Origin of the sequence: Faecalibacillus sp. MSK20_93, assembly GCF_020589945.1 — a bacterium.
GTDB lineage: Bacteria > Bacillota_I > Bacilli_A > Erysipelotrichales > Coprobacillaceae > Faecalibacillus > Faecalibacillus intestinalis.
Genome location: NZ_JAJDKA010000057.1, coordinates 1 through 19,269 on the forward strand (window position 1 = coordinate 1; position 19,269 = coordinate 19,269).

Below are 19,269 nucleotides of genomic sequence, written 5' to 3' on the forward strand. Positions count from 1 at the left end.
GGGGCATGCCCCTTGTTATCAATTCCTTAATTCCAGTTTCATTTTACAATACAGGATGATTAAAGAAGTAGTTAGATAAAAATTTAATACTTGTTTTTTTTTTATAAATATGATATACTATATTTAACATTTAAGTTAAATGTTAAATGATAATGAGGTGATAAAGATGGCAATGCAAAATACGCTACATGCTTTAGCGGATCCAACAAGGCGAGAAATACTTAATTTATTGAAACAGTCAAGAATGTCTGCGGGTGGTATTGTTAAGTATTTTTCAATTTCGGGAGCTGCTATTTCAAGACATCTATCGGTTTTAAAAGAAGCGGGTTTGATTCGAGATGAGCGAGAAGGAAAGTTTATTTATTATGAACTTAATGCAACAGTGCTTGAGGAAATTATGTTGTGGATCAGTGAGTTAAAAGGAGATACTAAAAATGATTAAACAAAATAAAAAAATGATAATATTAACATCTATTGTGACATTGCTTCCTATAGTTATTGGATTACTTTTATGGAATCAACTACCACAATTAATGGCTACACATTTTAATTTTAATGGTCAACCAAATGGTTATTCTTCTAAAACTTTTACCGTATTTGTCTTACCATTGATTTTACTGGTTATTCATCTTTTTTGTGTGATAGGAACAAGTATTGATCCAAAGTCTAAGAATATTAATAAGAAGATATTTTCAATCGTATTATGGATCAGTCCGTTGATTTCATTGCTTGTTTGTAGTTGTATATATGGTTATGCATTAGGTTATATCACAAATATTAGTTTTCTTACAGAATTGATGATAGGGGTATTGTTTATTGTTTTAGGTAATTATATACCAACAGTCAAACCAAATTATACAGTAGGAATTCGTACTTCGTGGGCATTAGATGATCCAGACAATTGGTATCATACACACCGTTTTGGTGGAAAATGCATGGTTATTGGTGGTATTCTTCTTATTGTTTTATCACCATTTATGAATTTATTTATTTTCTTTATTTTTGTTTTTATTCCGGTACTTTTGCCAATTATTTATTCGTATTTATATTTTCGAAAGAAAAGTGTTTAAAAGGAGTATTCTGGTTTTGTAAGAAGTTTAAATACTTCTTTTTCTTTTAGAGAAAGTTTATAATGTGGATAAATAAGAAATGAGGAAAGAAAATGAATTTATTTGATATGGATGAAGATATAAGAAAACTACCACTTGCCAGTAGAATGCGCCCTGTAAGTATAGATGAAATTGTAGGCCAACAACATATTATTGGAAAAGATAAATTACTCTATCGTGCTATTAAAGCAGATCGTTTAGGTTCTATTATTTTATATGGACCTCCAGGGGTTGGAAAAACAACGATTGCGAGAGTTATTGCTAATACAACAAATTCACATTTTTGTAAATTAAATGCGACGAGTGCAGGAATTAAAGATGTGGAAAAGATAATAGAAGAAGCTAAATTTAATCAAAATGCTTATCATAAAGGAACGATTTTATTTATCGATGAAATTCATCGTTTTAATAAAACACAACAAGATTATCTTCTTCCTTATGTAGAAGATGGTATTGTTATTCTCATTGGAGCTACTACCGAAAATCCATATTTTGAAGTCAATAATGCCTTACTTTCAAGATGCCGTATCTTTGAATTAAAACCTTTAGAAAAACAAGATCTAATCCGTTTAATTGATAGAACGCTTACTGATCAAAAACGTGGTTTAGGAAATGAAAAAATCATAATTGATGAAGATGCTAAAAACTTTTTAGCTGACATGGCTAGTGGTGATGCAAGAAGTGTTTTAAATGCCTTAGAACTTGCTTATCTTACTACAGATAAAAACAAAGAAGGAAAAATTCACATCAGTCTTGAAGTCGCAGAAGAATGTATTCAAAAAAAAGCAATTCGCTATGATAAAAGTGGCGATAATCATTATGATGCGATTTCTGCTTTTATTGAATCTATGAAACATACAGAACCTGATGCAACTTTATATTATCTTGCTAGAATGTTGATTGCTGGAGAAGATGTCAAATATATTGCAAGAAGAATATGTGTATGTGCAAGTGAAGATATTGGTCTTGCTAATTCACAAGCTCTAGTTGTGGCTACAAATGCCTTTTTGGCAGTAGAAAGAATAGGAATGCCCGAAGCGGCTAAGATCTTAGCTCATGCAGCACTTTATGTTTGTTGTTCTCCTAAATCAGATACGGTATCTCGAGGGATCACACAGGCAATGGCAGATGCTAAGCAAACAACCAATGTACCTATCCCTCCTTTTTTACAAGATGCAAGTTATAAAAATGCCCAAAAACTTGGTAGAGGTGTTGGTCTAGATAATATTCATGCTTTTAAAAATCATTATTCGGGTAAAAAATGTATGCCAAAAGAATTATCAAATAGACATTATTTTCAATTGACACAAATGGGAAATGAAAAGAGTATTCAAAAGTTTTTAGATTATTTACGTGAAAATAGAAATAATTAAATGAAAAAAGTAAAGATGATTGGCAATCTTTACTTTTTAAATACTTTTTTTAAAGTTTCTACCAATTGGTAGAATCGTATAATCTTTTAAAATCAATTCTTTTGCTTTGATTTCTTTGATAAAGTTTTTATTAATAACAAATGATTTATGAATTTGAATAAAATTATTAGAATCAATTTCTTTAATAAAAGAAGATAAGTTTTTTCTTTCAATAAAGTCACCATTATCATGATGAATAATAAGTTTATGATTCATTGATTCTACATACATGATTTGAGCAAGTCTTAATTCAAAAGACATTTGTTTGTTTTTATAATGATAAGTCTTAAATCTTGAAAATATTTGTTGATGAATGGCTTCTGATTTGGAATAAAGACTATTTTCTAAATCATCATTTTCAAAATATAAATGTACCCCTAAGGTTAAACATTCATTGAGTAAATGAAAATCTTTAGGACCAATAATGTAAATCAAAGTTTCTGGATATTTATTGATTTGATGGATTTTGTCTAAATCATTAAGTGAATTTATTTCAATAAAATAGATATCATCATAAGATGCTGGATTGAATTTTTCTAAATAGTAATCTTTTGCTGCAAAATATTTTTTGATTATCTCAAAATAATAATCTTGTACATGACAGGCGATACGAATCATTTTCTATCACCAGCTATCTTTTCTAAATAATAAGCTAAAGGCTCTTTTTTATCTAATTGATCAAGAATATGATAACGATCTTTAAAGATAATTCCTTTTTCTTTTAAAAATTCAATTGCATCTATTACTTCTTTTCTTTTCCTTGTAACAATGGGTTGAAAAGAAAAAGAAGATCCATCCTTCATTAATACTTTAAAAATAACATTATAACCATTAGTGCCATAAAAAAGCATCGGAACTGCTTCATAAGTAACTTGGATACACATGATTTTATCCAGCTTTATTTTCATTTGATAATCTATATTTCTTGTAAAAAGACTATGAAAAAAAGCACGGGATTTTTCTACTACACTATCATAAAAAGTGTATTTAAGATAATGTTCATCAACTTCCCAAATATTTTTACAAAATGCCATACTTGGAAGATAAATAAAGATAATTAAAAAAATAAGGAAAAATCCGCAAATATTCATTGCTGAAAAGGGACTAAAAAGTATTAAAAAAATAGCCCAAGCAATAATTAAAGCTGAATAAATAAAACTTGATTTATAGTTGGGTTTGCCTACTTTATATTTCATGTTATCCCTCCTTTAACTGTATTGTATCATAAGTTATTTAGTTAAAGATGTTGTTTGTGTCATTTCTAGGTTGTTGGTGCCACTTTTATTGTAAGGTGTGATGGAAAGTTTATGATGGAGTTAGGAGGTGGAAGCGATGAAGGTTTTTTCACTAGCTACGTTAACATTAAAAAGAAATAAAAAACAATATATGATTTATGGACTCACACTTATTTTTGCAATTGTCATTCATTTGATCTTTTCAGAATTTATCAACAATCCCTATTTAATAGAAGCAGATAGGGCTAGAGGAATAGATGATCCTCTTGGAGCGGATATACCATTATCAATGGGATTACCTTTTTTAATTATTTTATTTTGTTGGTTTATGATTATTTATGCCAGTCAATATAATTTCAATAAAAAACATCAAGAATTTGGAATTTTATTTACTTGTGGTTTTAACTTGTTAGATTTTATTAAATATACACTTATTCAAATGGGAATCGTTTTTATCTTTGTTTTACCGATTTCATTTATTTTAGGTGTTCTTAGCTTATTTTTCATTCATTCAAAGATATATCCTTATCTACAAATCAATTATTCAATTTATACCATTATGCCAAGTACCTTTTTTACAACGATTTCAGCTTTATGTGTATTAGTTGTTATTGTGATCATCTTTTTAATAGGGCAACTTCATAAAAGTGATATTTATACTTTGATTAATGATGAAAATAAGGTACAAGCTATTCATTTTGTAAGTTTTAAAAAAATGATGATGTATTTACTTATTTATTTGATAGGATTTTGTTCAATTATAACGGTTGAAGGAAATTTAATAAATTATATTCCGCCAACAGCTTTAGGGGTGATAGGAATGTATGGTTTGTATAAGTATCTATTGCCACAACTCTTTTTAAAGAATAAAAAGAATTTAAAAGGAAAACAAATTTATATTTGTTTATCACATGTGGGATTGATGATTAAATCAACAGCTTCGTTAATTGGCTTACTTACATTACTGATAACAGTTTTATTACCTGTTTTAGCGTCACAAAATATTGAAAGTAATGAATTTGTGACAGGAATGATTAGTTATTTGTTTATTGTAGCGATGGTAATTATTTCTATTTTATATAAGATGAATATGGAAAAGAAAAATAAAATGAAAGAGTTTTCTATTTTAAATAAAGTAGGTTATGTTTATAGTGATTTAAAGAAGATGCTTTTGAAAGAAAATATCCTTTATTTTATTTGTGTTTTAGTAATTCCATTACCTTATTTAATCTTTATGGCGAGAGAGTTTATTTTAATGAATTCAGCAATGTTATTTTTCTATAGTGGATTATTTATCTATTATGTAGTGACATTATTGGTTTGTCTTTTATTAAATTATCATGCAGGGAAAATACAATTATTAAAAGGAGAGTAACAACTATGGAAACAGTTTTACAAGCAAAAAATATGACAAAGATTTATGGTATGGGAAGTAAACAACCATTTACAGCTTTAGAAAATATAGATTTAGAAATTAAAACAGGAGAGTTTATTGTTGTTATGGGACCGTCAGGTTCCGGTAAATCTACTTTAGTAAATAATATTTCAACAATAGATATTCCTACTAATGGGAGTTTGTATATTTTAAATCAAGAAGTGAAACAAATGTCTGAAAATCAATTAGGAAAATTTAGATATCAATATTTAGGTTTTGTTTTTCAAAATTATAATTTATTAAATTCCTTAACAATCTATGAAAATATTATGATTCCTTTAAAACTCATTGGCGAAGATAAAAAAGTTATTGATGAAAAAGTCCATCAAATTACAAAAGAATTAGATATTGAATCACTACTCAATAAATATCCTCATGAATGTTCTGGTGGACAACAACAAAGAGTCGCTATTGCAAGAGCATTAATTGGAAATCCTAAAATCATTATTGCAGATGAACCAACAGGAAACTTAGATAGTCAAAATTCACATGAAATATTATCTATCTTTAAAAAGATGAATGAAAATCATATTACGATCATTATGGTAAGCCATGATCCATTGATTGCTTCTTATTCTTCAAGACTTCTTTATTTAAAAGATGGTAAAATTGAAAAAGAATTATTTAAAGGAGATAAGACTCAACAAGAATATTTTAAAGAAATTGTAAGCATTAATTCAAAAGAAATGCAAAAGATGTTGGACTAAGATATAATAAATAAAAGGAGATGATTTATATGGGTTTTAATATTTATATTTTTATCATTGCTGTTATTATTGTAGGTCTTTATTTTTATATGAATAAAAATAAAGAAAAGAAACATGAAGAAAAAAGATATGATTTGATTGTTATCTTTAAGGAAGAAAAATATACAGATATTAGAAATAATGAATCTCTTAACCAACTAGCAAACTGGAGTTATTATTCAAAAAAAGCATTTAGAGGTTTTTGTTTACAAACAAAAGAAGAGTTAGAAGGAACGATTATTCAAGAACTAGCTTTAGAAAAAGATGATTTTGAAGTGATTAATGGAGATCCAGAATTGTATGTACCTTCATAGAAAGGATTACTTGTTTGTATAATTTATACAAACAAGTTTTTTTTATGAAAAACTTGATTTTTATTAAAGGACAGGTGTAAGCTTTTGAAGAATGAATAATAAAGGATGAAGGAAAATGAATGTTAATGAAATAAGAGAAAAAAGTAGAAGTGTTATTGGACCTTATTGTAAGTCATGTCCAGTATGTAATGGAAAAGCTTGTTCGAATAAAATACCTGGACCAGGCTCTAAAGGAACAGGAACAGTAGCTATTAAAAATTATGAGGCTTGGCAAAAGATAGAAGTTAAAATGGATACTCTTGCTGAAAATAAAGAAATTGATACAACTTTTGAAATGTTTGGAAAAACATTTAAGTATCCTATTTTTGCTGGACCAGTAGGAGCAGTAAGTCAACATTATAGTGATTTATATAATGATAATACGTTTAATGAAATTTATGTACGTGCTTGTGCAAAAAGTGGGATTGCTGCTTTTACAGGGGATGGTTTAAATGAAGAAATCATGGTGCATGCAACACATTATATTAAAGAAAATAATGGCATTGGTGTTCCAACGATTAAACCTTGGGATAAAGAAACATGTTTTAAAAAATTAGAGTTGGCAAAAGCTTCAAAGGCTTTTGCGATAGCAATGGATGTTGATGCTGCCGGACTTCCTTTTTTACAAGGAAGAATACCTCCAGCAGGTAGAAAAAGTGTTGCTGAACTTAAAAAAATCATTGATTATGCCAAAGTTCCTTTTATTGTTAAAGGAATTATGTCAGTTGAAGGAGCGCAAAAAGCGATTAATGCAGGTGCTCAAGGGATTGTTGTTTCCAATCATGGAGGAAGAGTTTTAGATGGGACTCCTGCAACAGCTTCTGTTTTAGAAGAAATTGCTGATCAATTTAAAGGACAAGTTAAAATTATTGTTGATGGTGGTATTCGTAGTGGTTTAGATGTTTTTAAAGCCCTTGCTTTAGGGGCGGATGCAGTCATTATAGCAAGACCATTTGTTAATATGATTTATGGTAATGGTGAACAAGGTGTAGAAGCATATGTCCAACAATTAGGTCAAGAATTAGAAAATACGATGATGATGACAGGTGTTTCTTCTTTAAAAGAAATTTCTAAAAAGAATATTTATAAATAGAAGTCTTTGTGAAAAACTATAGACTTCTTTTTTATTATAATAATAATTGTTGTTTATGAATTATTATCGTGATAATATATAGATATGAATTATTATCATAATAATAAGGAAATGAGGAAGAAAAAAGTATGTACAAAAGTTTAGAACCTTATGCAAAGTTAGTTTATTTTTTAAGTGCTGCATTAGGTGACAATTGTGAAATAGCTTTACATGATTTAACATCTAAAGATCAAGAAATCGTAGCTATTTCAAATAATCCAATTTCAGGAAGAGAAGTTGGTGCGAAGTTATCAAATTTATCATTACATTATCTAGAAGAAAAACAATATTTAAATCATGATTATGTTATGAACTATAAAACAGTAGGAAATGATGGTAAATTAATGAGAGCGGCAACTTATTTTATTAAAGAAGAAGGCCGTGAAATGCCAGTTGGTATGTTATGTATTAATGTTAATATTTCTGATTTAGAATATTTAACTTCTACAATTAAAAAGATTTTGGGAATTAAAGAAGAAAAAGATATCGAATTTAAAATGGATAATCCAGTTGAAATCTTATCATCACCATTAGATGAAATGATTGATATGTATATTAAAGAATGTTTAGAAAAGATGGGATTCCCAAGTTATTTCTTAGCTGAAAGATTAAATGTTGATGAAAAGATCAAGGTTGTAAAATATTTACAAGAAAAAGGGACATTTAAGGTAAAAGGTGCTATTGTATTAGTGGCTGAAAAATTAGCGGTATCTGAACCAACTGTATATCGTTATTTAAAGAAAAATGTTTAAAGGAGAAAATGAATGAGTGATTTAGTTTATGTAAGTGGACATAGAAATCCAGATACAGATAGTATTTGTTCAGCAATTGCTTATAGTTATTTATTAAATGCAACAAATAAATATAATGCAGTTCCTGTACGTTTAGGAGAAATTAATAGAGAAACTGAATATGTTTTAAAACGTTTTGGAGTAGAACATCCTGTTTTACTTAAAACTGTTAAACAAAAGGTAGAAGATTTAAATTATGATAAAGTGACTGTTTTTTCTAAAGATTTAACTTTAAAAACTGCATGGTTTTTATTAAAACAACAAAATTTAAAATCTGCTCCTATTTTAGATGAACATGGTCAATTATTAGGACTTTTATCTACATCTAATATTATTGAAGGATACATGGATCAATGGGATAGTGAAGTTTTAAAGAAAGCTAAAACTCCTGTTGAAAATGTTATTGATACATTAGAAGCTAATGTGATTTATTTAAATGAATCTTTAAAAGTTGTTGAAGGTGATATTCACATTGCAGCAATGTCAGGTAGTGAAGCTAAAAAACGTATTCATGAAAATGATGTTGTGATTGTAGGTGGAGATAGAAGTGATGATTTAGAAGAACTTATTTCAGTTAAACCATCTTTAATTGTATTAACTGGTTCTTTAACTGCTGATGAAAATGTTGTAAAAAAATGTGAAGAACAAGGAATTTCAATTATTTCTACACCATTTAATACTTATCAAACATCTCAACAAATTGTTCAAGCAATTCCTGTTGAATATGTCATGATCAAAGGAGATATTAAAACTTTCTCTACAGATGATACTTTAGATTATATGAAAGAAGTTATGTCTGAAACAAGATATCGTGGATATCCAGTTATTGATTTAAATAATCGTTGTGTAGGAAGTATTTCTCGTTTTGCTTTATTAAAAGGATTAAGAAAAAAAGTTATTTTAGTAGACCACAATGAAAGAGGTCAATCTATTCCTGGTATTGAAGAAGCTGATATTTTAGAAATCGTCGATCACCATAGAGTGGCTGATATTCAAACAGTAGGACCATTATTATTTAGAGGAGAACCATTAGGTTCAACAGCTACAATTGTAACTAAAATTTTTGATGAATTAGATGTTGAAATGCCAAGCCATATTGCTGGTTTATTATTAGGTGCGGTTGTTTCTGATACATTATTATTCAAATCACCAACTTGTACACCAGTTGATACTAAGATTGCTAAGAAACTAGCTGAAATTGCAGGTGTTGATATTCAAGAATTTGCAATGGAAATGTTTAAAGCAGGAACATCTTTAGTTGGTAAAACTGTAGATGAAATCTTTAACCAAGACTTCAAAAAATTCAGTTTTGATAACTTACAAGTAGGGGTTGCACAAGTAAACTCAATGGATATTGAAGGATTCTTACCATACAAAAAAGATATGTTAGATTATATGAATAAATTTGCGGAAGATAATAATTTAGAATTCACATTATTATTACTTACAGATATTATCAACGCTAACAGTGAAATCTTTGTTGGTGGACCACGTCCTGAATTAGTAGAAAAAGCATTTAATGTTCAATTAACAGAATGTCAAGGAACATTAGCTGGTGTTATTTCTCGTAAAAAACAAGTAGTTCCAGCAATTACTGCTGTTATGAGTGAATAAGATGAGATTAGATAAATTTTTAAAGGTATCTAGAATTATTAAAAGACGTACTTTATCCAAAGAAATTTCTCAAAGTGAACGTGTTAAAGTCAATGGTAAAGTAGCTAAACCTTCAACAAAGTTAAATGTTGGAGATTTGATTGAAATTGAATTTGGAAGAACGATATTAACGGTTAAAGTTAAACTTCTTAAGGAACATGTTTTAAAAGATGAAAGTACAATGCTTTATGATATTGTTGATGAAAAAAGAAAAGAAGTAAATGAATAAGAGAATGTCATGAACATTCTCTTTTTTCATATGATGTAGAGGAGGGATATTATGGATAATCAAATACATTTTGAACAAACACCTTATCATCATGTGTATTTAAAAGATCGTAAGACATTGGAACTTACAGGCATTAAAAAAATTGAAAGTTTTGATTCTTTAGAATTTTTAATTGAAACATCTTTAGGATATTTAAATATTAAAGGTAGCGATTTAGCACTTGTGCGTTTTGATCAAGAGAAAAAAGAGGTCAGTATTAAAGGAAATATTGATGCGATTTCTTACTTATCGAATAAAAGAACAACAAAGAGTAAAGATAGTGTTTTAAATAAATTATTGAAATAATGGATTTAATTACACAAATACAAGGAATAGGGTATTCTTTTGTATACGGGATTATCTTTACCTTTGTATATCATTTTATTTATAGTCATCTCATCAAAATTAAAATCAAATTTATTTATTTTATTATGCAATGTTGTTTTGGTATTATTTTTGCTGCAATCTATTTTATAGGCTTATTAAAAATCAATGAAGGTATTTTAAGAGCGTATTTTTTAGTGAGTGTTTTGGCGGGATATGTTATTTATCAAAATTTGATGCATGAAAAAATGTATATTATGATCGTTAAAATAAACCAAAAATTAACACGACTATTTAAACCTGTGCGCTTTGTTTTTTTGAAGTTTGATGGTATAATAGGGGCTATAAAAAAGAGGGTGAAAAGATGACAAAAAAAAGACTAAAAAAAGTGTATAAACCAATGGCTTATCTTTTTATTGGATGCTTTTTAATATACATCTTATTATCTCAAGCCATGTCTGTTTTTTCAAGAACAGCAGAAATTGACAAACTCGAAAAAGAAGTCGCAATAGTAAAAAAAGAAAAGAAAGATTTACAAAATGAAGTAAGTCTTTTAAATGATGATGATTATGTGACACGTTATGCAAGAGAAAACTATGTTTTCACAAAAGATGGGGAACAAGTTGTCATCTTACCAGATATAGATCAAGAAAAATAAGCAGAGATTGCTTATTTTTGTTTTAGGAGATTTTTTATGATTATTAAAGAAGAAATGTATATTCGTTCATTGAAAAGAAAAAGACATATTGATATTTATGTACCTGATGATTATCAATCAGCTAAAAAAAGATATCCTGTGTTAATAATCAATGATGGTCAAAATGCTTTTTTTGATGAACAATCTTATATAGGAAAAAGTTGGGGATTTTTAGAAAGTGTACGGGAGCTGAAATTAGATGTGATTTTAGTAGCTATCTACTGTAATTTTGAACCTTTAAAAAGAGAAGATGAATATGGTCCTTGGGTCATGAATCAAGAATTTTCAAGAGAATATGATACTCATAGACTCGTAGGAGGAGAAGGAAATGCTTATGTTACTTTTTTGACAACGCAATTAAAACCTTATCTAGATCAAAACTTCCCTACTAAAATAGATGATTATGGTATTGTAGGAAGTTCAATGGGAGCTTTGATTTCATTTTATGCTTTTTTAAAATATCCAACGATTTTTAAAAAATGTGCTATTCTTTCAACAGCTTTTTGGATTTATGAAGAAGAGTTTGTAAAGTTATTGAAAGTTAGTTCAATAAGTCATAATATGTTGTATATGGACGTTGGTGGTCAAGAAGAAGATGAAAGATATATTCCAAGTAATCTTCATTTAAAGGAATGTATTGAAGAAAAAATTGATCATTTTCAATATCATTTCTTTCCAGAGGGAAGACATAGTGAATATGATTGGTCACAAAGAGTGCCACTTTTTTTAAAGATGTTTTATAAAGGAGAATAAGTATGTATCGTTTAATGTTTTCAGATTTAGATGAAACTTTATTAGTAAATCATCATGTACCAAAAATGAATCAAGAAGCTATTTTAAAAGCAAGAGAACAAGGTTTAAAGTTTGTTCCTTGTACAGGAAGAGCTTTTAATATGATTCCAGATATTTTAAAAGAAATAGGTACATATGATAAAGCAGGAGAATATTCACTTTGTTTTAATGGAGGTCTTATTGTTGAAAATAAAGATAATAAAGTTCTTCATTTTAAAGGATTAGATTTTAAACAAGCAAAGGAAATATTTGAAAATGCAAGAAATTTAGATGTTTGTGTTTTAGTTTTTACTTTAGATTGTTGTTATATTTTTCATGCAGATGAAGATGAAATTCAAAGAAAAATTGCACAAAAAGCAAAATTTAAAGTAATCGAAGATTATGATATTGATTTTCTAAAGGATGAAAAAATTGCAAAGATTCTATATGAAAAAAGAGACATGGATTATTTAAAACAACTTGCTAAAAAATTACCTGAAAGTATTCAAGAAACATGTAGTATTGCATTTTCTAGTGGACGTTATTTAGAAATGAATACCAAAGGTGTTGATAAAGGTTATGGGATGCGTTGGTTAGTAAATTATCTAGGATATGATATGGATGAAACGATTGGTATTGGAGATAATTATAATGATGTAGAAATGATTAAAACAGCTAAACTTGGTTGTGCAGTGGCTTGTGCAAGTGATGATATTAAAGAACTTGCTCAATATGTGACACAAAAAGATTATGATGAAGGGGCAGTTAAAGAAGTTATTGAAAAATTTGTATTAGGAGAAAATCATGAATAGATTTAAGACCATTGTTGAAATAGAATCACAAAAAGAATATTATCAAAAACTACATCAAGTTATTGAAAAAGAATATGAAACCAAAACGATTTATCCACCTAAAAAACAAATCTTTAGAGCCCTTAATTTATGTGACTTTGATGATGTAAAGGTTGTTATTTTAGGACAAGATCCTTATCATGAACCTCATCAAGCCAATGGACTTGCCTTTTCAGTTACCAAAGATGTGCGTATACCACCAAGTCTTGTGAATATTTATAAAGAAATTCATGATGATTTAGGACTTCCTATTCCTAACCATGGTGATTTAACTTATTGGGCTAAACAAGGTGTTTTGTTACTTAATAATGTTTTGACTGTTGAAAGAGGAAAAGCAAATTCTCACAAGGGATTAGGTTGGGAAACTTTTACATTGAATATTGTACGTTATTTAAATGAAAGAGAAAAACCACTCGTTTTTATTCTTTGGGGAAAGAACGCAATCGAAAAGAAAAAATACATTGATTCTAGACATTTAGTACTTACAAGTGTGCATCCTTCACCACTTTCAGCATATAGAGGTTTCTTTGGTTCAAGACCATTTTCTAAAACAAATGAGTTTTTAATTAAAAATGGAATGACACCTATTGATTGGAGTATTCCCAATGTTTAAAACAATTGATGAAGCTTTGAATTTTATTGAATCACAAAGAATGAAACGTTCTTTTAAAGAGTTTCAAGAAATTATAAAAAGGTATCATCTACCTGTTGATTTAAAAAATGTTATTCATGTAGCAGGAACAAATGGAAAAGGCTCAACAGTGACTTTTATTAAAGATTTACTAGTAAAACAAGGCTATCATGTAGGAACGTTTACATCACCTTATATTATTAAACATAATGAAAGAATTTCGGTAGATGGAAAACCTATTTCTGATGAAGAGTTGTTACGATTAGTCAATGATTTATATCCAATAATAGAAAAAGAACATCTTTCGATGTTTGAAATAGATACAATAATCATGCTTAATTATTTTCATGAATTAGATTTAGATTATCATGTGATTGAATGTGGGATTGGTGGTTTGAATGATAAGACAAATGTCATTCAAAGTCAGGTAGCTGTTATTAGTAATATTGGTTATGATCATCAATTTATGTTAGGAGATACTTTGTTAGAAATAGCCAGTCATAAAGTAGGTATTGTTAAAGAAGGGGTCCCTTTATTTACAACTGAACAAAATAAAGAAATATTAAGTTATTTTAAAGATTATTGTACAAAACATCAAAGTACTTTTTATCCTTTACAAGTAGAAAAACAATATCAGTATCCTTATCATCTACATTTTCATCAAAAAAAATATGTATTACATTTACCAACATATCAAGTAAGTAATTTAACGCTTGCTTTAAATGTTGTTGATTATCTATGTGATTTAAATGATGAAGATATTCAAGCGGTGATCGATGATTTTAAATGGCCTTGTCGTTTTGAACAATTTGGACATCTTTATTTAGATGGTGCTCATAATATCAGTGGAATAGAGGCATTGATTCAAACAATCAAAGAAAGAAAGTTAGAAGATGTTGGAATTGTTTTTAGTGCTTTGATGGATAAAGATTGTCAAAAGATGTTAGATATGTTGAAAGAATTTGATGTTGTGATTGCTGATTTTGATGATGAAAGAAGTCAAGGGGGACATATTCCTTATCAAAAAGCTATTGAAATAATGAAGGCTAAACATCAAAATATTGTTGTAACAGGATCATTACATTTTGTATCAACAGTACGAAAATATGTAATAAGTGCGTAAGCACTTATTTTACTTTATATTGATAATCTAAAGGCTCATCAAATTCTGCCCATAATAAATAAACAAGTAATAACATTACTGTTTTACCAGTATCAGTTACGATAATAAAATGATCTCTACCAGCTTGTTGCAATGTTCCTGTATAAATCTTATCATTCCATGTTTTAGAACCGGTATAACTAAAATAGAATGTTCCTTTTTTACCAACGTTAACACGTAAGATGTTTTCAACGTATGTTTGTTCTACGGGTTGAGTAGGGGGAACAGTTTGTTGCCTGGTAAGATTTTCATTATCATCTTCTTTTACTAAGTAAGGGTTTAAATCATCAAAATAATCCATAGAGACCTCCTATAAGTCACAATTATCTTTTAACCCTGGGTTATAAAAACAATGTTTTTTATATCTTCCAGATAGTCTTCCATAAAACGTTTCTGGACAATCAACATTTGTGCCAGGATTTTTAAACCATAAGGCGTTCGTGGCGGGTTCATTTCGATAGCCATTAATACATCTTAAGGCAATGTCTTTTTCATTTTGACTCACAGGTTCATTAAATAGCGGTTGTCCTACTCCAGCAAATTGATTTGTCTGATAGACAACTTCACTAATAGTTCTGACATTTCTAAAAATGTCACAATTTGCGACAACACGATTGACAATGACATTTCCTACAAGGAGCATGCCTTCTTCGCCCTCTCCTAAAGCTTCAGATTTTATCAATCTCGCCAATAATTCGACTTCTTTTTCGGTATATGAAATTCGAGCCATGTTTTCACCTCAAAATAATTTATGATTATCCTTTAAATTTATGTCAAAAAAGGAGTACAATAATATTACCCTAAGTATTTGATCTATTATTGCTTAAAAACTTAAATAATTCCGTGAATTATAAAGTGAAATATGATAAAATAGAGATGTAGATTAAAGCGCTTACATTTTGTATAGGAGGAGTTAAAAATGGGAAAAGAAATTGTCGCTATGATTTTAGCTGGAGGGCGTGGAACACGATTAAAAGAACTTACAGCAAAAGTCGCAAAACCGGCAGTTCACTTTGGGGGGAAATATCGTATCATCGACTTTCCACTAAGTAACTGCGCAAATTCAGGTATTGATATCGTAGGTGTACTTACACAATATGAATCAGTTTTACTTGGAACTTATGTTGGAGCTGGAACTAAATGGGGATTAGATGGAGCTAATTCTTTGGCTGCTATTTTACCAGCACGTGAAAGAGACGAAGTAGGAGCCACTTGGTATGCAGGTACTGCAGATGCCATTTATCAAAACTTAGATTTCTTAGATCGTTATGATCCAGAATATGTTTTGATTTTATCAGGAGATCATATTTATAAAATGGAATACGATCAAATGTTAGAAGCTCATAAACAACGTGGTGCAGATGCTACAATTGCAGTATTAAATGTATCACTTAAAGAAGCGAGTCGTTTTGGTATTATGAATGCTCATGAAGATGGAACTATTTATGAATTCGAAGAAAAACCAGAACACCCAAAATCAACTCTTGCATCTATGGGTATTTATATCTTTACTTATAAACAATTACGTAAATATCTAGTAGCTGATGCAAAAGATAAAGATAGTAAACATGACTTTGGTATGAATATCATTCCAGCAATGTTAAATGATAATAAAAAGCTTTATGCTTGGGAATTTGATGGATATTGGAAAGATGTTGGTACTGTAGATAGTTTATGGGAAGCTAACATGGATTTACTTAAAGATAAAGATTTAGATTTATATAATATCAAAAAAGATTGGAAAATCTATACTGAAGACACTTTAGGAAAACCTCAAATTATCGGTGAAAAAGCAGAAGTTAAAAACTCTCTTGTTACTCAAGGATGTATGGTTAACGGAACTGTTGAAGGATCTGTTTTATTCAATAATGTCAATGTTGGAGAAGGCGCAAAAGTTGTTGACTCTGTATTGATGCCTGGTGTTCTTGTAGAAGAAGGGGCAGAAATCTATAAAGCCATTATTGATGAAAATGTAGTTGTTAAAGCTGGAACTGTCATTAATTCAGAAGCTAAAGAAGTTGAATTAGTGAGCGATAATAGTAGATAAGAGGGGGAAGTAAAGATGGCAAAAGTTATTGGTTTAGTAAACTTACATTCAGATATAGAATTTACGGGATTAACAGAAAGAAGACCAGTGGCCTCTGTAAGCTTCCTTGGTCGTTATGGAATTATTGACTTTGTTTTATCAAATATGTCAAATTCTAAAATAGATGCAATTGGGGTTATGATTCAAAAGAAACCACGTTCTTTATTTAAACATTTAGGAAATGGTAATTCTTGGAACTTTAACCAAAAAGCTGGTGGTGTTTCATTACTTTATAATGAAAAATACGCTAACGATCCTAAATACAATCATGATATTAACAACTTAGTTGAAAATATTCATTTCTTAGAAACAAGTAATGCAGATTATGTTGTGATTGCACCTGCTCATATCGTTACAACAATGGATTATAATGATGTGATTACAGCTCATGAAAAATCAGGAGCATCAATCACAATGACTTATCGTAAAGCAAAAGATGCAGATGTTGCTTGGGTTGGTTGTGATGTTTTAGAAATAGATAAAGATGGTTTATTAACTGGTAAAACAATTAACAAAGGTACAAGAAAAAGACAAAATATTTCATTAGAAACTTATGTAATCAATAGAAAAGAATTATTAGAAATCATGAAAAAGGCACATAAGATTTCTGCTTTCTATGATTTAAAAGATATTCTAGGATATTTATGTGATGAAAAACAAATTCATACTTATGAATATAAAGGATATGCTAGATGCTTAGATTCTACAGAAGCCTACTTCAAATATTCATTGGAAATGTTAGATATTGATATTTCATCACGTGTATTTAAATCAAATTGGCCAATTTATACAAATACAAACGACACACCTCCAACAAAATATTTAGAAAACGCTAATGTTAAAAAATCGTTCGTAGCTAATGGTGCAGTAATTGATGGAACTGTTGAAAATAGTATTCTTGGACGTGAAGTTACAATTGGAAAAGGTGCATTTATTAAAAACTGTGTTATCTTCTCTGGATCTAAGATTGCTCCTGGAGCAGTATTAGAAAACGTAATTATTGACAAACGTGCAAAAGTTGAAAAGAAATTAGAATTAAAAGGAACAGAAACAAGTCCACTTTATATTAAAGAAGGAGACCGTGTTTAATGAGAGTTATGTATGTTGCCAGTGAAGCGACTCCTTTTATCAAATCGGGTGGTTTAGCTGACGTTATTGGTTCATTACCAAAAGAAACAGCAAAAAAAGATGTTGAAAGTATTGTTGTTATTCCTAAATATCAAGATATGAAATTTGTTGATCAAATTGAATATGTAACAAATTTTGATATCTATATGGGATGGAGAAAACGCTATTGTGGTATATTTAAAGCTGAAGTAGATGGTGTAACTTTCTATTTCATTGATAATGAACAATATTTTGGTAGACCAGGATTATATGGTTATGATGATGATTATGAAAGATTTGCATTCTTTGATTTTGCGGTTCTAGAATTAATTAGTCATTTAAATATTAAACCTGATGTTTTACAATTAAATGATTGGCAAACAGCAATGATTGCAATGCTTTATAAAGAAAGATATTGTTATTATGATTATTATCAAAATATTAAAATTGTATTCACAATTCATAATATTTTGTTCCAAGGAAAAGCTGATCCAAAATTATTGGAAGAATACTTTGCGTTAGATAGTTATTTATATTATAACGGGAACTGTCGTAATGATGGATGTTTAAATATGATGAAAGCGGCAATTTTCTACAGTGATGTTATTACGACAGTGTCTCCGACTTACGCTAAAGAAATTTTAACTGATCAATATGGTGAAGGATTACAATCTATTCTTGAAATGAGAAAACATGATTTATATGGTATTTTAAATGGTGTTGATTATGATGTTATCAATCCAAGTAAAGATCAAACAATCGTTAAAAAATATTCAGCTCGTTCAGTTAAAAATGGTAAGTTGGAAAATAAATTAGCATTGCAAAGACAAGTTGGATTACCAGAAGATCCAAAAGTTGCTTTAATCGGTATCGTAACAAGATTGACTGAACAAAAAGGATTAGATTTGATTATTAATCAATTTGAAGCGATGTGCCAAAGAAGAGTTCAAATTATTATCTTAGGTTCAGGAGATCATATGTATGAAGATGCTTTAAAAGGTGCAGCATGGGCTCATCAAGATAAAGTATCATTCCAATGTAAATATGACTTTGTATTGTCAAATCGTATTTATGCAGGATGTGATATGTTCTTAATGCCATCATTATTTGAACCTTGTGGTTTGTCACAAATGATGTCATTAAAATATGGAACAATTCCTATTGTTAGAGAAACAGGTGGTTTAGCTGACAGTGTTCAACCATATAATGAATTTGAACAAACTGGTACAGGATTCAGTTTTTCTAACTATAATGCACATGAGATGATGGATACAATTGATTATGCATTGCATACTTTCTATGATTATCCAGATGCATGGGATGCAATAGTGCAACGTGCAATGGCTGAAAAATTAGATTGGGATGCAAGTGCAGAACAATACATTCGTTTATTTGCGTCATTACTTTAAAAATAGGGCGCTCTAAATAATAGGGTGCTTTAACAAAAATCGCTCTAAATTATTAAGGGGGATATTGATGTGGAATCAGTATTCCCTCTAAAATATT

At 29.1% G+C, this 19,269-nt stretch carries 24 protein-coding genes; 20 read left to right on the forward strand and 4 right to left on the reverse strand.

Annotated features, from left to right (window positions below):
- The first annotated feature begins 166 nt into the window (after window positions 1-166).
- The 3 genes from LJD34_RS13145 to LJD34_RS13155 all read left to right on the forward strand — a co-directional run bounded on the left by LJD34_RS13145 (window position 167) and on the right by LJD34_RS13155 (window position 2,482).
- On the forward strand, window positions 167-442 hold the full coding sequence (locus LJD34_RS13145) for an autorepressor SdpR family transcription factor (protein ID WP_227360108.1): 276 nt from the start codon (window positions 167-169) through the stop codon (window positions 440-442).
- Window positions 435-1,070, forward strand: coding sequence for an SdpI family protein (locus LJD34_RS13150; protein ID WP_119364021.1), 636 nt, complete (start codon window positions 435-437; stop codon window positions 1,068-1,070). The genes LJD34_RS13145 and LJD34_RS13150 overlap by 8 nt, the downstream gene beginning before the upstream one ends.
- A gap of 92 nt (window positions 1,071-1,162) precedes the next feature.
- Window positions 1,163-2,482 (forward strand): replication-associated recombination protein A, encoded by a 1,320-nt coding sequence (locus tag LJD34_RS13155; protein ID WP_032090799.1) that lies wholly within the window; start codon window positions 1,163-1,165, stop codon window positions 2,480-2,482.
- 36 nt (window positions 2,483-2,518) lie between these two features.
- Here the strand turns inward: LJD34_RS13155 and LJD34_RS13160 are convergent, their stop codons facing one another.
- Both LJD34_RS13160 and LJD34_RS13165 read right to left on the reverse strand, forming a co-directional pair.
- Window positions 2,519-3,139: a LytTR family DNA-binding domain-containing protein gene (locus LJD34_RS13160; RefSeq protein WP_227360109.1), complete on the reverse strand. Its 621-nt coding sequence runs from the start codon at window positions 3,137-3,139 to the stop codon at window positions 2,519-2,521.
- Complete coding sequence (locus tag LJD34_RS13165) at window positions 3,136-3,717, reverse strand: hypothetical protein (RefSeq protein ID WP_119364018.1); 582 nt, start codon at window positions 3,715-3,717, stop codon at window positions 3,136-3,138. Before LJD34_RS13165 ends, LJD34_RS13160 begins: the two co-directional genes overlap by 4 nt.
- A gap of 136 nt (window positions 3,718-3,853) precedes the next feature.
- Between LJD34_RS13165 and LJD34_RS13170 the strand changes: the two genes are divergently transcribed.
- From LJD34_RS13170 to LJD34_RS13235, 14 genes are all read left to right on the forward strand, one after another.
- Entirely contained in the window at window positions 3,854-5,131 is a 1,278-nt protein-coding gene (locus tag LJD34_RS13170; protein ID WP_227360110.1) for an FtsX-like permease family protein, read from the forward strand.
- Between the two features lie 5 nt (window positions 5,132-5,136).
- Window positions 5,137-5,898, forward strand: a complete 762-nt coding sequence (locus tag LJD34_RS13175; protein ID WP_032090795.1) for an ABC transporter ATP-binding protein — start codon at window positions 5,137-5,139, stop codon at window positions 5,896-5,898.
- Between the two features lie 29 nt (window positions 5,899-5,927).
- The gene (locus LJD34_RS13180) at window positions 5,928-6,251 is read left to right on the forward strand and encodes a hypothetical protein (protein WP_227360111.1); all 324 of its coding nucleotides are present in this window, start codon (window positions 5,928-5,930) and stop codon (window positions 6,249-6,251) included.
- A gap of 115 nt (window positions 6,252-6,366) precedes the next feature.
- Window positions 6,367-7,383 carry an alpha-hydroxy-acid oxidizing protein gene (locus LJD34_RS13185; RefSeq protein ID WP_032090791.1) on the forward strand — a complete coding sequence of 339 codons (1,017 nt, stop codon included), beginning with the start codon at window positions 6,367-6,369 and terminating at the stop codon, window positions 7,381-7,383.
- A gap of 128 nt (window positions 7,384-7,511) precedes the next feature.
- Window positions 7,512-8,174, forward strand: coding sequence for a transcriptional regulator (locus tag LJD34_RS13190; RefSeq protein WP_032090790.1), 663 nt, complete (start codon window positions 7,512-7,514; stop codon window positions 8,172-8,174).
- A 12-nt stretch (window positions 8,175-8,186) separates the two neighbouring features.
- On the forward strand, window positions 8,187-9,827 hold the full coding sequence (locus tag LJD34_RS13195) for a putative manganese-dependent inorganic diphosphatase (protein ID WP_032090789.1): 1,641 nt from the start codon (window positions 8,187-8,189) through the stop codon (window positions 9,825-9,827).
- A 1-nt stretch (window position 9,828) separates the two neighbouring features.
- Window positions 9,829-10,095, forward strand: a complete 267-nt coding sequence (locus LJD34_RS13200) for an RNA-binding S4 domain-containing protein (RefSeq protein ID WP_022002647.1) — start codon at window positions 9,829-9,831, stop codon at window positions 10,093-10,095.
- Window positions 10,096-10,146: 51 nt separating this feature from the next.
- The gene (gene yabP, locus LJD34_RS13205) at window positions 10,147-10,440 is read left to right on the forward strand and encodes a sporulation protein YabP (RefSeq protein ID WP_022002646.1); all 294 of its coding nucleotides are present in this window, start codon (window positions 10,147-10,149) and stop codon (window positions 10,438-10,440) included.
- Window positions 10,440-10,826: a spore cortex biosynthesis protein YabQ gene (gene yabQ / locus LJD34_RS16840; protein WP_227360112.1), complete on the forward strand. Its 387-nt coding sequence runs from the start codon at window positions 10,440-10,442 to the stop codon at window positions 10,824-10,826. Before yabP ends, yabQ begins: the two co-directional genes overlap by 1 nt.
- Window positions 10,823-11,116, forward strand: coding sequence for an FtsB family cell division protein (locus tag LJD34_RS13215; RefSeq protein WP_032090787.1), 294 nt, complete (start codon window positions 10,823-10,825; stop codon window positions 11,114-11,116). Before yabQ ends, LJD34_RS13215 begins: the two co-directional genes overlap by 4 nt.
- A gap of 36 nt (window positions 11,117-11,152) precedes the next feature.
- Window positions 11,153-11,908 carry an alpha/beta hydrolase gene (locus tag LJD34_RS13220; protein ID WP_032090786.1) on the forward strand — a complete coding sequence of 252 codons (756 nt, stop codon included), beginning with the start codon at window positions 11,153-11,155 and terminating at the stop codon, window positions 11,906-11,908.
- A 2-nt stretch (window positions 11,909-11,910) separates the two neighbouring features.
- Window positions 11,911-12,738, forward strand: coding sequence for an HAD family hydrolase (locus tag LJD34_RS13225; RefSeq protein WP_032090785.1), 828 nt, complete (start codon window positions 11,911-11,913; stop codon window positions 12,736-12,738).
- Window positions 12,731-13,390 (forward strand): uracil-DNA glycosylase, encoded by a 660-nt coding sequence (locus LJD34_RS13230; protein WP_175301517.1) that lies wholly within the window; start codon window positions 12,731-12,733, stop codon window positions 13,388-13,390. The genes LJD34_RS13225 and LJD34_RS13230 overlap by 8 nt, the downstream gene beginning before the upstream one ends.
- Window positions 13,383-14,531 (forward strand): bifunctional folylpolyglutamate synthase/dihydrofolate synthase, encoded by a 1,149-nt coding sequence (locus LJD34_RS13235; protein ID WP_227360113.1) that lies wholly within the window; start codon window positions 13,383-13,385, stop codon window positions 14,529-14,531. The genes LJD34_RS13230 and LJD34_RS13235 overlap by 8 nt, the downstream gene beginning before the upstream one ends.
- A gap of 4 nt (window positions 14,532-14,535) precedes the next feature.
- Here the strand turns inward: LJD34_RS13235 and LJD34_RS13240 are convergent, their stop codons facing one another.
- Window positions 14,536-14,871 (reverse strand): spore coat protein GerQ, encoded by a 336-nt coding sequence (locus LJD34_RS13240; RefSeq protein ID WP_022002639.1) that lies wholly within the window; start codon window positions 14,869-14,871, stop codon window positions 14,536-14,538.
- Window positions 14,872-14,880: 9 nt separating this feature from the next.
- The gene (locus LJD34_RS13245; protein ID WP_119364011.1) at window positions 14,881-15,300 is read right to left on the reverse strand and encodes a cell wall hydrolase; all 420 of its coding nucleotides are present in this window, start codon (window positions 15,298-15,300) and stop codon (window positions 14,881-14,883) included.
- A 189-nt stretch (window positions 15,301-15,489) separates the two neighbouring features.
- On the opposite strand from LJD34_RS13245, the gene LJD34_RS13250 reads away from it, so the two are divergent.
- Genes LJD34_RS13250 through glgA form a run of 3 tightly spaced genes read left to right on the forward strand, consistent with a single transcriptional unit; the run spans window position 15,490 to window position 19,172 of the window.
- Entirely contained in the window at window positions 15,490-16,617 is a 1,128-nt protein-coding gene (locus LJD34_RS13250; RefSeq protein ID WP_117826327.1) for a glucose-1-phosphate adenylyltransferase, read from the forward strand.
- A 15-nt stretch (window positions 16,618-16,632) separates the two neighbouring features.
- Window positions 16,633-17,745 (forward strand): glucose-1-phosphate adenylyltransferase subunit GlgD, encoded by a 1,113-nt coding sequence (glgD, locus tag LJD34_RS13255; RefSeq protein WP_227360114.1) that lies wholly within the window; start codon window positions 16,633-16,635, stop codon window positions 17,743-17,745.
- The gene (gene glgA / locus LJD34_RS13260) at window positions 17,745-19,172 is read left to right on the forward strand and encodes a glycogen synthase GlgA (protein WP_032090779.1); all 1,428 of its coding nucleotides are present in this window, start codon (window positions 17,745-17,747) and stop codon (window positions 19,170-19,172) included. Before glgD ends, glgA begins: the two co-directional genes overlap by 1 nt.
- The last annotated feature ends 97 nt before the right edge of the window (window positions 19,173-19,269 follow it).